We start from the raw sequence: 15,109 nt of genomic DNA, 5'->3' as shown, positions 1-15,109 counted from the left end.
ACAGCTTCCACGGGCCGATGTGGAACGGGTCCGTACGATGCGACCGGAGGTGTGAGGTGAACGAGATCGAGGTCAGGACCGAGGCCGACAGAAGGCCGACACAGCGCGACGAACAGAAACGGATCACCCGACTCCGGCTACTGGACTGCGCGCGCGAACTGTTCTCGGCGCGCGGCTACGCGGCCGTGAAGATCGACGACATCACGTCCGCGGCCGGCTGCAGCCGCGCCACCTTCTACCTGCACTTCACCGGAAAAACCGACGTCCTGCGCAAGATCGGCTCCGAATCGATGGAGCCGCGTGCGGCGTCGGTCTACGCCGACCTCGACGAGGTTCTCGACAGCGGATCTCGCGACGAGTTCGCACGCTGGGTCGGTCGGGCGATCGACTGGTTCGACCGCAACCGCGCGATCCTGCCGGCTTGGGACGAGGCACTGGTGCTCGAACCGGAGTTCCGCGAGGCGGCGCGCGATGCGATCTCGGCACTTCCGGACGCGATGCCGTCGTACCTGGCGCGGTGGGGAGACGATCGCCAACAGGAAGCCCGGCTGCGGATCGAACTACTCGTCACCCAACTCGAACGGTTCTTCACGCGATGGGCAGTGCAGGGCACCATCGAGGTTCCCCGCGAGCAGGCCGCGGAAATCCTCACCGACGTCTGGTTCCCGGCGATGACGCCGCCGGCGCGGTAGCGGTCGGTCAGGCGCCGAACCGGCGATGCCGGGCGGCGTAATCGCGCAGCGCACGCAGGAAGTCGACGCGCCGGAACTCGGGCCAGTAGGCCTCGGTGAACCAAATCTCGGAGTAGGCGCTCTGCCACAACAGGAATCCCGACAGCCGCTGCTCCCCCGACGTCCGGATCACCAGATCGGGATCGGGCTGACCCGACGTGTAGAGGTGACTGTCGATGCCCTCGACGCTCATCGCCTTGACGAGGTCGTCCCCGGCCAGTCCCTCATGGAGTTTCTCGCGGAGCAACGACTGCACCGCGTCGGCGATCTCCTGCCGGCCGCCGTACCCGACCGCGACATTGACGTGTGTGCCGGTGCGCCCGCGGGTGCTCTCCGCCGCTTCCCGCAACCGACGGGCCTGCGCTTCCGGGAGCAGGTCGAGGGTGCCGACGATCTTGACGCTCCAGTTCTGGCCCGCAGCGGAGATCTCCTCGACGACGTCGGTGATGATCTCGAGCAGCGTGTCGAGTTCCTCGGGTTCGCGACGCAGGTTCTCGGTGGACAGCAGGTAGATGGTGGCCATCTCGATATCGGCCGCGTCGCACCAGCGCAGCAGTTCGGCGATCTTGCGCGCACCCATCCGGTGCCCGTGACTGACGTCGGTGAATCCATTCTCCCGCGCCCACCGGCGATTGCCGTCGCACATCACCGCCACATGGCGCGGATGCTGTAAACCGTCGAGACGGCGCAGGAGCCGTCGCTCGTAGATGCTGTACAGCAGGCCGCGCAACTTCACCTGGACATCACCACGAGAAGAAAGACTACGCCGCGAACCCCGCGCACCCGCGACGGCGGTCACAGTGTCGCCTCGGAGACGTTCGCCACCGCTACAGTAGTTACCCTTCCGTAGGTTACGGTTGCGTAGGTTTGGTGGCCCGGACGGTTCCACCAGGCGGAACAACGACAGGGGCACCACATGACGGCACTCGGACTGGACGACCTGCCGGTCAAGCCACGCATGCGTGGCTGGATCCACGCGTGGTCGTTGGTGGTCGCGATCCTGGCGAGCGCCGTGCTGGTCTCGTTCGCCTATGCCAAGGAATCGCCACGTGCCGGCCTCGCCACACTGATCTACAGCGTCACCGTGTGCGGCCTGTTCGCGGTGAGCACCACCTACCACCGCATCCACTGGCACACCGTGCGCGCCCGCACATGGATGAAGCGTGCCGACCACTCGATGATCTTCCTGTTCATCGCGGGCAGTTACACCCCGTTCGGCCTGCTGGCACTCCCGCCGCGCACCGGCGCGATCCTGCTGACGGTCGTGTGGTGCGGCGCCCTCGCCGGGATCGCGCTGAAGATGCTGTGGCCCACCGCCCCTCGCTGGGTCGGAGTCCCGCTCTACCTCTTGCTGGGCTGGGCCATCGTCCCCGTGGCCGGAGATCTCGTCCACGAGGCCGGCGTTCTGCCCCTGGTCCTGCTCGCGATCGGCGGCGTCCTCTACAGCGTCGGCGCCATCCTCTATGCCACCAAGTGGCCCAACCCGTGGCCGCAGACGTTCGGCCATCACGAGTTCTTCCACGCCGCCACCGCGGTCGCGGCGCTGTGCCACTTCGTCGCGGTCTGCCTGGTCGTGTTCGGGTAGAGGGATTACCCAGATTCCCCTTTGCGGAGAATGCGCGGAAGGTCCCCGAAACACCCCGAGATCCGGGTTCACCTGCTTACCCTGGGCGGATCTGACCTGGGAGGGACCGTTGTGACGACGACCGAGCGAGAAGTGGGTGGCATCACCCGGCTGGCACCGCAGGATGCCGACTTCGTCTACCACGAGGGCGAGAACCACATCTCGAACTCGACGGGCATCTATTTGTTCGACACCACCGGCGAGGCCGCGCCGATCACACAGGCCGAGGCTATCGAGTGGATGCGCCCGCGCCTTGGCTACAGCGGAGTCTTCACCCGACGTCTGCGGCACATTCCTCTGGCGCTGGACTATCCATTCTGGGTTCCGGACCCCACCCTCGATCTCGCACAGCACGTGATCGTCGAGCCGGTCGACGGGCCGGGATGGGATGCCCTGCGACACCACATCGCCCGATTCTCGGGCAAATCACTCGACCTCACCAGGCCGCCGTGGAAGCTGCATTTCCTCACCGGTGTTACCGGCATCGACGGACTGCCCGACCGGATGACCGTCGCGGTCCTGCGCTGCCATCACAGTTCCGGGGACGGCCTGGCCGCCCGCGACCTGGCGTTGCGCATCTTCGGTCGCTCGGAGACTCACCCGCCCGTTCCGACGACGTCGGCGAACTGGTTCACGCCCGCAGAATTCGTCAAGGCCATCGGCCGGCTCCCCCAGCAGTGGCGCGACTTCCGCCAGGGGCTCACGACGTCGGGCGAGGCGGCGCGCCGAGTCACCGAACAGGTCGAGGCCGGCACGATCGCCCCGGCACCGCCACGGCGACCCGCAACCCGCTTCAACACGGCCATCACCCCTGACCTCACGTTCGACGTCGTGAGCTTCCCGCCCGAGGACATCCGCGCCGTGCAGGCAGCGGTCGAGGGCGTCACCTTCAACGACGTTCTCCTGGCTACGATTTCCGGCGCTCTCGCCGCCTACCTGGCCGAGAAGGGCGAAACCCCGCCGAGTTCTCTATCGACGCTGGTGCCGATGTCGCTGCGAGGCACTCGCCCCGGCGTGGCCGACCATCCGGACGGGAACCGTGCGAACCATCTCGCGCTGATGGCGGTGGATCTCCACACCGATATCGACGACCCGGTGCAACGACTCCGAGCCATCAACGCATCGGTCCGCGCCGAGAAGGAGCGGCACCGGAACCCGGATGTCCAGGAAGCCGCGTCCAGGATCGACACATCGCCGGCCTGGCTCCTGAAGCTCGTCATAAGCCTGATGGGTCTACGCAAACAGCCCGAGGGAACCGTCGAAACCATCAACACGATGGTCAGCAACATCCCATGGACCGGTAACGACATGGTCCTGCGCGGTGCGCCTCTCGTCAAGAGCTTCGGCATTCTCGGAATCATCGACAAGGTCGGACTGAGACATCTGATCGTGTCGCACCACGGCGACGAGATCGAGATCTCGTTCTGCACCGACACCGCGATGATGCCGGACACCGATCGTTACAAGGCCCTCCTCACCGAGTCGTTCCGCGCACTGGTCGAGCGCGCAACGCTCCCAGAGACCGAAGGACCTTCCTCCGATTCCCGAGAACTTTCTCGAAACCGACCCGCCATCCCGTGACACGTTGTTACCGTTCGTTTGATCACAGGCAATCCGCTCGTGATACACGGAAAACCGGTGTGCGATCCGAATTGCGTGCGGGATTCGGTACCGGGCAACACATAACGTCTTCAGGAGGCACAAATGGGTTCACTCGAAGGACTTATGGGAGCGATCTTGGGAAACGGTGGGCTCAACTCCCTCGCGGCCGATGGCCTGCTTCCCGCATTCCTCGGCTCCGCTCAGACCAGCATCACCGATGCCCTCGGCTCGCTGGGTGACCTCGTCACCATCGGCTTCGGCTCGATCGACAGCTTCTCGGCGCCTCCGGCCAAGGGCTAATAGCTGAACCGGGCCTACCAACCCCGCGATTACTAGCCGCGGCGGGCAGCATCGAGTGATACGGCCCGCCTCGATCCAGCTTTGACAATCGCTCGGAATCGTCTGATCTAAGGAGAGTCATGGGATCCATCTACGAAGTACTCGGAAATGTGACCGGGAGCCTGAGCGCGCAGATCATGAAGGGCATCGGGTCCCTCTTCACGCTGAGCGGCTACCCCGACGGACTGCCGAAGCAGTAAGACACTGGTGCCCTGGGCACCTCATCGGGGCTCGCGCTGTGTGCGCGGGCCCCGATTGTGTCTGTACGGCACCGGAAATGCATGGCGACGGACCCACGGGGAAGCAATCGCCTGCAGGACCCGAGCCGCACCGACCTCCGTCCCGCAGCCTCCCACTCGTGGAGGGATACTGCGATGAGAACTTGCATGCACTCGTGACCGATGATCGCACGGCCACCAGGCATCTGAACGCGTCGAGCTGGGGAGATCGAACAAGTATGCAGCGGAAGAATATTCGAGCACTGTCCGCGGGACTGCTGACTGTAGGACTCCTCACGGCGCTTCCTTCAGTGGCAGCAGCCGAACCCGAGATCGGGACGGTCGTACCGGAATACGTCCAGGTGGCCGCGGACGCGCAACCGTCGATCACCAGCATCACGACGGTGGACGATCGACTACTACTTCTGCAGGTCGCGTCTCCGGCTATGCGCCGCGAAGTGCCGGTCAACGTGCTGCTGCCCGCCGAGCGGAGTCAACCCCGCGGTGCGCTCTACCTCCTCGACGGCAACTCCGGCCAGGTCGAGAGCAGCAACTGGCTCGATCGAACCAGGGGCAACGCGGAGGACTTCTTCGCCGACAAGAACGTCAATGTCGTCCTACCGGTCGGCGGTACCGGAACTCTCTTCACCGACTGGACCCAGGACCACCCGAAGTTCGGGCGGACCCAGTGGGAGACGTTCCTGTCGAAGGAACTGCCCCCACTCATCGATGCCCAACTTGACACCAACGGCCGCAACGTCATCGGCGGAATCTCCTCCGGGGCACAGGGAGCCGTGATGCTGGCCGCACGCGAACCACAGCTGTACGACGGAGTCGTCGGCTACAGCGGCTGCTACGTCACCGACGGTCCCGTCGGGCGCGCGCTGACCGATCTGGTCGTGCTCAACGGCATGGCCAACTCCGAGATGATGTGGGGCCCGGAGGGCAACGACGTCTGGCGTGAACACGATCTGTTCCGCAACGCGTCCGCCCTCGCCGGGAAGAAGGTGTATCTCTCGTCCGGCAACGGACTACCCGGCCCTCACGAATCCCTCGACCAACAGGGCATTCAGGACCGGGTCGTCGTCGGCGGACTGCTCGAGGCCGGCTCCAATCTGTGTACCGACCAACTGGCGCAGGCTCTTCGAGACGCGGGCGCCGACGTGACCCGCAGTGCCCAACCGGTGGGTGTGCACGCGTGGCCGTACTGGCGCGACGAACTCGGTCGCTCGTGGCCCACCATCGAGGCGGCTCTTCGATAGCCACCGATCGACCATTTGGTGTTACCCGGACGAACCGACCAGTCGTTGTTACAGTCGACTGGCACGCGCAATTGCTCGTGCAGAACTCGGCACTCGCATTACTGTCGGGAGCTCGACAGCAGTGTGTTGCCGCAACCTGTCGGGAGTAGATATGGGTTCCTTAGCGGACATCTTCGATTCCATCCAGTCGATCGAACTGGCGGGAAACACGGTCAAGACCATTCTCGATTGGCTCGGCGACATCGTCACGAGCAGCGAGGCCTGACCTGGCCCGCGGTCCTGCCCTGATTCGAATCATTCGACTGGCAGAGCCTCCACGAGGCCTGCATCTACCTGGAGGCAAGACATGAGTTCGCTCGCAGACCTGATCAAGATTCCCGTCATGAGCCTCGACGCTCTCGGCGTGGGAGTGCTTCAGTCGCTCCGTAACTTGATCGATTACGCCGGTCTCGCACTGAGCTGAGGCACGTCGCAACTTTCAAGACTCCGTGAGTGCGATTCCAGGGGCCCGTGCGTCCATGCGCGGGCCCCTGGCGCATTCACCTCGTCGACCCAAGAGCGACGTCGCCCCTTCGGTCGCGCGGGCATTCCCCGACCCGACGAACGGGCAAGTGATCAAATATTTGTTTGAAGTGGCAGAATTCGGCGCTCCCCCGGCATTTTGCACCGCGAAACCGCGTCGATCAGATTCACCAAATTCACCACACTGGCATCAATGGGTTGCTACCTTCACTCCGGTCACAAGCACATGCTTGCGATTGAACATAGACGCATGCCCGCACACAGCTGCGGACAATTGCGCCACCCGCATTCACGTTAGGAGAGTTACATGGCTTCGATCGAGGACATCTTCAAGGGACTCGGCTCGCTGGACGCGCTCCAGGGCCTGTTCACCACGATCACCGGTTCGGTCGCGGGCATCTTCAACAGCTGACGCTGTCGACACGAACACCCGCTCCCACCGAGGAGCTTCCCCACCGTGTGGGGCGGCCTGGCCGCCCCACAATTCTTTTGGAGGTACACCATGGACTTCGGTTCGATCACCGGTCTCATCGCAATCCCCGTCGGGAGTGTCGACACCGTTCTCACCGGCTACATCACGGCCGCCAACGATGCCCTCGCCGGCATCTCCGCCTGGTTCAGTGGCGTCACTGGCAGCCTCGGCGGCAGCCTGTAACACCGAGGGATTCCCGGACGGGAATCGCAGCAGGGCCGTGCGGTAGGACCGCACGGCCCTTTTCGCGTCAGTCCGAGTCCACCCGCTCCCGCAGATCATCGACCCCGGTCACCGGCCGGGCGCACACGAATCCCCTGCACACGTAGGCCGTCGGTGCACCGTCGATCCGAGGCCGATCGGCCAGCAGCGGAGCCGAATCCGGTGGGCCCGCGATCACCACGGCACCGCCGGGCGCCAGTCGTCGGGCCGCTTCGGCCAGGTCCGACGGCGCCATCTCTGCCACCGCGATCTGGATGGGCCCCCGCACCGACGCCTCCGCGACCGCGAGCCAGTGCCCCGCCGAACGCGGCGCGCGCTGCAGGACCACCGCCGCACGGGCCAGCGAATCCTCCGCGGCCGCTGCATACTTCGACGACCGGTCCGCCTCCACCAACGCCGCCGCGGTCAGCAGCGCCTCCGCGATCGCCGACGCCCCCGACGGCGTCGCCCCGTCGAGGGGATCACGCGGTCGGGCCACCAGCGTTTCGGCGTCGTCCGCGGTGTCGAACCAGCTGCCGGCCTCGTCGCGATCGGCGAAGCGCTCGATCGCGGTGTCCAGCAGGGACGTCGCCGCGTCCAGCCACTCGGCCGCCGCGGTCACCTGGTGCAGCGCGAGCAGCCCCGTCGCCAGGGCCGCATAGTCCTCGAGGATCCCGGCGGGCTCCCCCACCGCGCCGGCGAGCGACGCGCGCCGCAGACGTCCGTCCACCAGATGCGTCGTGAGCAGGACGCGGGCGCACTCCTCGGCCGCGCGGACCCACTCCCACCGTCCGAACGCCGCACCCGCCTCGGCCAGCGCCGTGACGGCCAGCCCGTTCCACGCCGTGACCACCTTGTCGTCACGGCCGGGCTGCGGACGTCGGGCACGCGCGGCGAGCAGTCGGGCCCGGACCGCCGCGAGGCGCCGGCCGTCGGACGGGTCCACCGGCAACTGCAGGACCGATGCACCCCGCTCGAACGTCCCGACGTCGGTCACCGCGAACACCTCGGCCGCCCATGCGCCGTCCTCGGCACCGAGGACCTCGACCAACTGGCCCGGCGTCCACGAATAGGTGAGCCCCTCCTCGCCGTCGGTGTCGGCGTCGAGCGCCGACGCGAACGCCCCCGCGGCGGTGCGCAGGTCGCGCAACAGGAACTCGACGGTCTCCTCCGCGACGCGGTACGCAAGCTCGGATCCGGTGCGGCGAGCGAGGTGCCCGTAGAACCGCAGCAGCAGCGCGTTGTCGTAGAGCATCTTCTCGAAGTGCGGAACCACCCACTCCGCATCCACCGCGTAGCGCGCGAAACCCCCGCCGAGCTGGTCGTATATTCCGCCGCGCGCCATCGCGTCGGCCGTGCGCTCGACGGCACGCAGCGTCGGCTCGACCCCGCTCCGCTCGTACGAGCGGAGCAGCCCCTCGAGCAACATGGACGGCGGGAACTTCGGCGCACCACCGAATCCGCCGCGTTCGCGGTCCTCGTCGCGCAGGACGCTCGCGACCGCGCCCGACAGCAGCGGGACGTCGACCGGCACCCCGCCGAGCGGCAACGCACCGGCGCTGCGGCGCAGTTCGGCCACCACCGACGCCGCTGCGTCGTCGACGTCACCGCGCCGCGTCAGCCAGGTGTCGGTGATCGCGTGCAGCAGTTGGGTGAACGACGGCATCCCGCCGCGCGGCTGCGCCGGGTAGTAGGTGCCGCAGTAGAACGGGCTGCCGTCCGGGGTGAGGAAGCACGTCATGGGCCAGCCGCCCTGACCCGTCATCGCGACCGTCGCGTTCATGTAGACCGCGTCGAGGTCCGGGCGTTCCTCCCGATCGACCTTGATGCACACGAAGCTCTCGTTCATCACGGCCGCCGTCTCGGGGTCCTCGAACGATTCGTGCGCCATCACGTGGCACCAGTGGCACGCCGCGTACCCGATGGAGAGCAGGATCGGCACGTTGCGTTCCCGCGCCCACTCCAGGGCCTCCGGCCCCCACTGGTGCCAGTGCACTGGATTGTCTGCGTGCTGACGCAGATACGGACTGGTCGCATCGCCGAGCGTGTTGCGCTCGCGCGGCCCCGGCCCGGTCACGGAAGTCCTAGCTCGCCGGTTTCGCGGGCGGATCGTGCTTGGCCTGCGGGTCCTCGTCCGGCCGACTCGGCTCGACGACCTCGGCGATCGCAGCGCCGCGGTCCGTGCCCTCGTCCGCCGCCTGATCGGCCTCGGGATGCTCCGGCTCGAAGTCGTCCGGCAGCTTCCGCAGCTGCTTGTTCATCGAGCGGATGAGCAGAACGGTGCCGACCAGCAGCGCCACGATCAGGACGAGCCCCAGCGGGGATGCCTTGCCGAACTCGGGACCCTGCGGGCTACTCGGGGTGCTGGTCCCCTGCGCCAGCAAGTCCCAGGCCAACGTCGTCATCACTACTGCTCATCCTCCACAATGCCCGCGAACAGGTCGTTCTCCGGGATGGCGGTGTGCACCCGGGTCTTGGCCAACTCGAACTCCTCGGTGGGCCAGATCTTCTGCTGAATGTCGAGCGGGACCGCGAAGAACGACCCGTTGGGATCGATCTGCGTCGCGTGGGCCCGCAGGGCGTCGTCACGCTGCGGAAAGTAGTCGCCACACGCGATCTGCGTCGTGACGCGCGCCATCAGGTCGCCCTGCTCGGTCTTCCACTTCTTGAGCCACTCGGCCATCGGGAACTCCTCCCCGCGGCGCTCGTACTCCTCCTGGAACTGCACCAGGCGCTTCCGGATGAAGCCGTGCGAGTAGTAGACCTTCTGCACTTCCCACGGCTCGCCCGCGTCGGGGAACTGCTCGGGGTCGCCGGCCGCGTCGTAGGCGGCCATCGACACCTCGTGGCACTTGATGTGGTCGGGGTGTGGGTAGCCGCCGTTCTCGTCGTACGTGGTCATGACGTGCGGACGGAACTCGCGGATCACCCGGACCAGCGCCTCGGTGGGGATCTCGAGCGGTTCGAGCGCAAAGCAACCCTCGGGCAGCGGCGGCTTGGGGTCGCCCTCCGGCAGGCCGGAGTCGACGAACCCGAGCCACGTCTGCTGCACACCCAGGATGCGCGCAGCCTCGGCCATCTCCTCCTGCCGAACCTCGTGCATCCGTTCCCGGATGCCCGGGACGTCCATCGCCGGGTTGAGGATGTCACCGCGCTCGCCACCCGTGAGGGTCACGACGAGTACCTCGTTGCCCTCGGCGGCGTAACGGGCCATCGTCGCCGCACCCTTGCTCGACTCGTCGTCGGGATGGGCATGAACGGCCATGAGTCGGTATCCGCTCACGTGTGTCTTCACCTCAGCTTCGCGTGTCACCGGCGTGGCGTGTCGCCTGCAGTCGTCGACCACTACCACTCGTCGGTCGTCGTCGTCCTTCCCCTATAGTTCCACCTGACACATACGACCGTCTGTCGTACCCCCGCTACGCGCGGCAAACGGCGACTCCGACGGCCGTGCAGAGCACCACCACCGGCGAGAGCAGAGTGATGAGCAGTACGCCTTCCCCGGACCGCTACGGGTCCACCCGCCGCACGTCCGGCCCCATCCCCTGGGCCAAGTGGATTCTCACCGGTCTCGTCGTCCTCGCCGGCGTCGGCCTCGCGTACATCGCCTACACCAAGTTCGCCGTCAAGGAGATCGAGGGCGAGCAGGTCGCGTTCGACGTCGTCGACCAGACGACGATGAACATCCGATTCACCGTCACGCGCGACGACCCGTCCGAGCCCGCCGTCTGCATCATCCGTACCCGCTCCAAGGACGGCTCCGAGACGGGCCGCCGCGAGGTCTACGTCGGGCCGTCGGACTCGGGGACCGTCGAGATCACGGCCCCCGTTCGCGCATCTCAGCCGCCCGCTATGGGCGATCTGTACGGCTGCAGTCTGGACGTTCCGGACTACCTTCACGCAGGCTGACAAGTGGACCGATCGGTCTTCGTTCGGATCGGTCGATACCCCTCATCGTGCTAAAATGAGTCAATACACGGTTCCACTCGGAGCCGTGTATTGCTGCATTGACGGCAGGACGAGTCTGCTCACGAGATGGGCGAGCCGGGGGTCTTCGCCACCGGACATTCGCTACGGACGAGAGCGGCCCTGGCCGTTGATCGCTGCTGTTCGCAGTGATCTGCCGAGGGAGTCCACCCGGACTTCAACTACAAGGGAGTGATCGAGAATGACCGAGACCCAGGTGACCTGGCTTACTCAGGAGTCTCACGACAGGCTCAAGAATGAGCTCGACCAGCTCATCGCCAATCGTCCGGTCATTGCCGCCGAGATCAACGAGCGTCGCGAAGAGGGTGACCTCAAGGAGAACGGCGGCTACCACGCCGCTCGCGAGGAACAGGGCCAGCAGGAGGCGCGCATCCGCCAGCTGCAGGAGCTGCTGAACAGCGCGAAGGTCGGCGAGGCCCCCACCCAGTCCGGCGTCGCACTGCCCGGCTCGGTCGTCAAGGTCTACTACGACGGCGACGAGACCGACACCGAGACCTTCCTGATCGCGACCCGCGAAGAGGGCGCCCGCGACAACGCACTCGAGGTCTACTCGCCGAACTCCCCGCTGGGCGCCGCGCTGCTCCAGGCCAAGGTCGGCGAGACCCGCGAGTACACCCTGCCCAACGGCAGCCTGATGAAGGTCACCCTCGTCAGCGCAGAGCCGTACCACGCCTGATACAGGCGCACAGACGCAGAACCCCGGCCGAGGATTCCTCGGCCGGGGTTCTCTCGTTTCAGCTCCGGAGCAGGGAGTGCGCGCCGAGGAACTCGACCAGCGCCTCGGGTTCGGGATGCTCGGCGAGCAGCGCGACCAGGTCGTCCGCGGCGGACGCCTCGACCGGCTCCATCCCACCGAGCGCGAGCAGCGTCGCCGATCCGGTCGGCAACAGTCGGGCGCAGACCACTGCCCCGACGTTCAGATCGCGACCGGCACCCTCGTGCGTGACCTCGACGGTGTCGTCTCCGCGCAGGTCCTGCAGCGTCACCACGTCGTCGGCCGCGGCGACCACGGTGTACACCGACCGCCGGGTGCGCACCCACTGCCCGGCGAGCTCGAGTTCCTCCGCCGGCAGCAACGCGCCGCGCCGACCGACGAACAACTCGAACAGGCCGCCCTCGAACAGCGCGACATCGACGGCCGGTCCGCCCTCGATCGCACGCAACAGTTCACCGTCGTCCGCCCCGGGCGCCGCATGGATCTCGGCGAGATCCAAGAGGATGTCGAACAGTTCCGGGGACCGCATGAACAGCTGTGCCTTGCTGTACAGCCATGCCGCCCGGTCGTCGGAGGTCAGCTCGGACCGACCGAGGTGGCACGCCTTGTACTTGCGGCCCGATCCGCACCAGCAGCGGTCGTTGCGTCCCAACTCGGGGTGCTCGCGCGGCGCGAAGCGTTGCAGCACGTCGTGCAATGCCTCCGATTCCCCGCCCTCGATCCGGCCGAGCAGTGACTGCGCGCGGGTGACGTCGCCGCCGTCGGCGGCGAGCAGTGCGAGGTCGAAGATCGCGGGGATCCAGTCGGGATCGTGGGAGAGAGCCTCGTCGTAGTACGACCGCGCGGCCAGGACGTCGCCGAGCCGGTCGGCGGCCTTACCCGCCAGCCAACAGGCCGCGGCCTTCGCACGACGCGGCGCCAGGTCCACGAGTCCGACGGCCACCGCGTGCAGCGCCTCGGTCCGGTCGTCGAACTCGCTCACCAGTTCCAGCGCGGCGGCGGCCACCACCGGATCCGACAGCAGCACGAACGCGTCGACGTCGGCGGAGATCTGTTCGTGCGCATAGGTTCTCGGATCGGCACCGAGCGCCGCCTGCTCCTGCGTCTGCCGCACCAGGTTCAGGAACTCGACCACCGCGCGGGCCTCGTCCGGGTGCAGTTCGTGCTCGCGTGCGACCATCCCGATCTGCACGGCCAGGCGGTGCGTGGCGAAATCGAATCCGCGCACCGCGAGGTAGTCACCGTCACGCACGTAGCCGGCGGCGTCGATCAGCTCGGCGAGTGGGACGGTGGGGGCGACGAACAACGCCGGGTCGTCGATCATCAGCTGCCAGACCAGGGCGTCCAGGTGCTCGGCGGCATCCTCGGGCACGATCCGGCGCAGGGCCGCGGTGAGGTCGGGCGCGGAAGCCGGTTCGCCGGTCACCCTTCGCAACTCCAGCCCACCGTCGACGGCGGTGATCGCGACGAGGTCCCCCGCCGCGTAACCGGCCAGAGCCCCCGGCTCGAGCAGCAGCCCCTCGTCGTACAGGAAATCGGGATCGGTGACACCCCGCTCCGCGAAGACGTCGTCGTCCAGCCCTTCGAAGACCACACGGAACCCCTGCTCGGAGTCGAATGCAAAGGCAGTCAGCGGCGTCAGGTCGGGGTTGGCGTCGAGGATGCCGGCGGCGATCTCCGCATCCGTGAGCCGATGGGTCAGCGTCCGGCCCTCGAGGAGCGGACCGAGCGCAAGGTTCCGCCCATCGGGGAGGAAACCGAGATCGTAGTCGTCGAGTGCCTCGACGACGTCCTCCATCTCGCGGGCGGAGCCGTACCCCGCGTCGGCCAGACGCCGCCCCCACTCCTCGGTGGTCAGCGCTCCGTGCTCACGAAGAATGGTCATCGCGGCGTCGGCGATGCGGTCACGGGGATCGGGCTCGGTCACGGGGATCGATCGTATTCGATTCCCGTGACCGCGAATGCCACGCCGAGGCGCGGACCGTCACATGACCCGGCGTGCCTTCATGTCGCCGAAGACCGGCCCGACCTTGACGACATCGCCGAAGGTCGGGGCGTGGACCATCATCCCGTTGCCCATGTAGATGCCGACGTGTCCGGGGCCCCCGGCCTGCCAATTACCGAACACCAGATCGCCGGGTTGCGCCGCGGCCATCGGGATCTCGGTGCCGACCCCCCACTGCGTCTCCGACGTGCGCGGCAGTGCGACCTTGCCGCCGCTGGCGGCGAACACCGCGAACGACGTCAGACCCGAGCAGTCGAAGCCACCCATCGACGGTCCGCTGATATTGCCGCCGCCCCACACGTACGGCAGACCGAGGTAGCGCATCGCGAGCTGCACGACCGCGCCCCCGATGCCCGACGTCGGGAGAGTGATGTTGCCGAGGTCGAGGTTCGCGAACGGCGACAGCAACTGCTCGAACTGGCCCTCCGACGCGCGGATCTTCTGCACGTACGGCCCGCTCTGGTCGGCCGCGTCGTCGACACCCGACGGCACACCACCCGCCTTGCGCACCGCGCGGGTGCCGGCGTTGAACGCGGCGAGCGCGAGATCGAGGGTGTCGCCCTGGACCAGGCCCTCCTGCTTCCACGCGTCGACCTGCGCATAGTTGTCGCACAGCATGTGTCCCGCGGCCATCACCGAGTCGGCGACACCGAGGATGTCGGCCGTGCCGTCACCGTCGGCGTCCTTGCCGTACTTGGCCCACTCGCTCGGCATGAACTTCGCGGGACCACGCCCACCGGCGAGCGAGACCGGAGCCGTCGGACCGTAGCGGAAGTCGTTCTCCACCGAGAACAGCGCCGCGAGGGTGGGCGCCTTGACGCCCCCACAGATCTCGCCGGCCTGACGCAGCCACGGCGCGAACACCGCGATCGAACCGACCTGCCCGAGGAGATTGCCGGGCGGGAGTACCGCCGACAGCGACGGCAATGTCAGACCGCCGACACCGGGCAGCGTGATCGTGGGAGCGGTGTTCGCGCCGACAGCGGGAGGGATCACGGTCGGCACCGCCGCGGGGGGTGTGGCGACCGGCGGGGCAGGTTCGGGCGCGGGAGCCTCCGGCGTCGGGACCACATCGGTGGACGGCAGCGAGTCGGGGGCCTTCGGAGCTTCGAGGGCGGGTATCACCCTGACGAGATCGGTCGCCGCCTGCTCCCGCATTTCGGGTGGGAGCAGTGCGACGATGCTGTTCACCGGTTCCACGAGCTGCGGCGCGGACTGCACGGCGGCGGGCGCTTGTGGGGCTTCGGGAGCCGGGTCGGGTGTTGCGTTCGCAACCGCGGGGAACGCGACACCTGTTACTGCTGCGACAGCCACGATCGCGGCTGCGGGCTCCCATGTCATACACCGCTCCTGGGGGTCGTGCTTGTCCGAGGACTCACGGTAACGGGCAAACAGACTGCCGCGGGCGGGATTCAGGAAACCCTCAGTGTT

General features: G+C 67.2%; 14 protein-coding genes. 8 read left to right on the top strand and 6 right to left on the bottom strand.

Annotated elements, in window-relative coordinates; genetic code table 11:
• Window positions 1-56 precede the first annotated feature (56 nt).
• Window positions 57-692 carry a TetR/AcrR family transcriptional regulator gene (locus tag HUN07_RS07885; protein ID WP_254622845.1) on the top strand — a complete coding sequence of 212 codons (636 nt, stop codon included), beginning with the start codon at window positions 57-59 and terminating at the stop codon, window positions 690-692.
• A gap of 7 nt (window positions 693-699) precedes the next feature.
• Here the strand turns inward: HUN07_RS07885 and HUN07_RS07880 are convergent, their stop codons facing one another.
• On the bottom strand, window positions 700-1,467 hold the full coding sequence (locus tag HUN07_RS07880) for an isoprenyl transferase (protein ID WP_174908954.1): 768 nt from the start codon (window positions 1,465-1,467) through the stop codon (window positions 700-702).
• Window positions 1,468-1,647: 180 nt separating this feature from the next.
• Between HUN07_RS07880 and trhA the strand changes: the two genes are divergently transcribed.
• From trhA to HUN07_RS07855, 5 genes are all read left to right on the top strand, one after another.
• Entirely contained in the window at window positions 1,648-2,316 is a 669-nt protein-coding gene (gene trhA, locus HUN07_RS07875) for a PAQR family membrane homeostasis protein TrhA (RefSeq protein ID WP_174908952.1), read from the top strand.
• A gap of 111 nt (window positions 2,317-2,427) precedes the next feature.
• Window positions 2,428-3,936, top strand: a complete 1,509-nt coding sequence (locus tag HUN07_RS07870; protein ID WP_174908950.1) for a wax ester/triacylglycerol synthase domain-containing protein — start codon at window positions 2,428-2,430, stop codon at window positions 3,934-3,936.
• Window positions 3,937-4,059: 123 nt separating this feature from the next.
• A complete protein-coding gene (locus HUN07_RS07865) occupies window positions 4,060-4,257 on the top strand; it encodes a hypothetical protein (RefSeq protein WP_147283441.1) in 198 nt (65 codons plus the stop codon).
• A 568-nt stretch (window positions 4,258-4,825) separates the two neighbouring features.
• The gene (locus HUN07_RS07860) at window positions 4,826-5,776 is read left to right on the top strand and encodes an alpha/beta hydrolase (RefSeq protein WP_254622844.1); all 951 of its coding nucleotides are present in this window, start codon (window positions 4,826-4,828) and stop codon (window positions 5,774-5,776) included.
• A gap of 1,024 nt (window positions 5,777-6,800) precedes the next feature.
• Complete coding sequence (locus HUN07_RS07855; RefSeq protein ID WP_174908946.1) at window positions 6,801-6,953, top strand: hypothetical protein; 153 nt, start codon at window positions 6,801-6,803, stop codon at window positions 6,951-6,953.
• A gap of 67 nt (window positions 6,954-7,020) precedes the next feature.
• Here the strand turns inward: HUN07_RS07855 and HUN07_RS07850 are convergent, their stop codons facing one another.
• From HUN07_RS07850 to mca, 3 genes are read right to left on the bottom strand one after another with little or no spacing between them, the layout of a single operon-like run.
• Window positions 7,021-9,048, bottom strand: coding sequence for a thioredoxin domain-containing protein (locus HUN07_RS07850; protein WP_174908944.1), 2,028 nt, complete (start codon window positions 9,046-9,048; stop codon window positions 7,021-7,023).
• A 7-nt stretch (window positions 9,049-9,055) separates the two neighbouring features.
• Window positions 9,056-9,376: a hypothetical protein gene (locus HUN07_RS07845; protein ID WP_114718554.1), complete on the bottom strand. Its 321-nt coding sequence runs from the start codon at window positions 9,374-9,376 to the stop codon at window positions 9,056-9,058.
• Window positions 9,377-9,378: 2 nt separating this feature from the next.
• Window positions 9,379-10,254 (bottom strand): mycothiol conjugate amidase Mca, encoded by an 876-nt coding sequence (gene mca / locus HUN07_RS07840; RefSeq protein ID WP_174908942.1) that lies wholly within the window; start codon window positions 10,252-10,254, stop codon window positions 9,379-9,381.
• 200 nt (window positions 10,255-10,454) lie between these two features.
• On the opposite strand from mca, the gene HUN07_RS07835 reads away from it, so the two are divergent.
• Window positions 10,455-10,880 carry a DUF4307 domain-containing protein gene (locus tag HUN07_RS07835; protein WP_174908940.1) on the top strand — a complete coding sequence of 142 codons (426 nt, stop codon included), beginning with the start codon at window positions 10,455-10,457 and terminating at the stop codon, window positions 10,878-10,880.
• A 259-nt stretch (window positions 10,881-11,139) separates the two neighbouring features.
• Window positions 11,140-11,634: a transcription elongation factor GreA gene (greA, locus tag HUN07_RS07830; protein ID WP_174908938.1), complete on the top strand. Its 495-nt coding sequence runs from the start codon at window positions 11,140-11,142 to the stop codon at window positions 11,632-11,634.
• A 58-nt stretch (window positions 11,635-11,692) separates the two neighbouring features.
• On the opposite strand, the gene HUN07_RS07825 is transcribed toward greA, so the two are convergent.
• Entirely contained in the window at window positions 11,693-13,600 is a 1,908-nt protein-coding gene (locus HUN07_RS07825; protein WP_254622843.1) for an SEC-C metal-binding domain-containing protein, read from the bottom strand.
• A gap of 57 nt (window positions 13,601-13,657) precedes the next feature.
• On the bottom strand, window positions 13,658-15,019 hold the full coding sequence (locus HUN07_RS07820; RefSeq protein ID WP_174908936.1) for a C40 family peptidase: 1,362 nt from the start codon (window positions 15,017-15,019) through the stop codon (window positions 13,658-13,660).
• Window positions 15,020-15,109: the final 90 nt, after the last annotated feature.

The organism is Rhodococcus sp. W8901 (genome assembly GCF_013348805.1).
Lineage (GTDB): Bacteria > Actinomycetota > Actinomycetes > Mycobacteriales > Mycobacteriaceae > Prescottella.
Note: the sequence above shows the minus strand (reverse complement) of the source record. Positions and strands in the feature narration are given on the sequence as shown.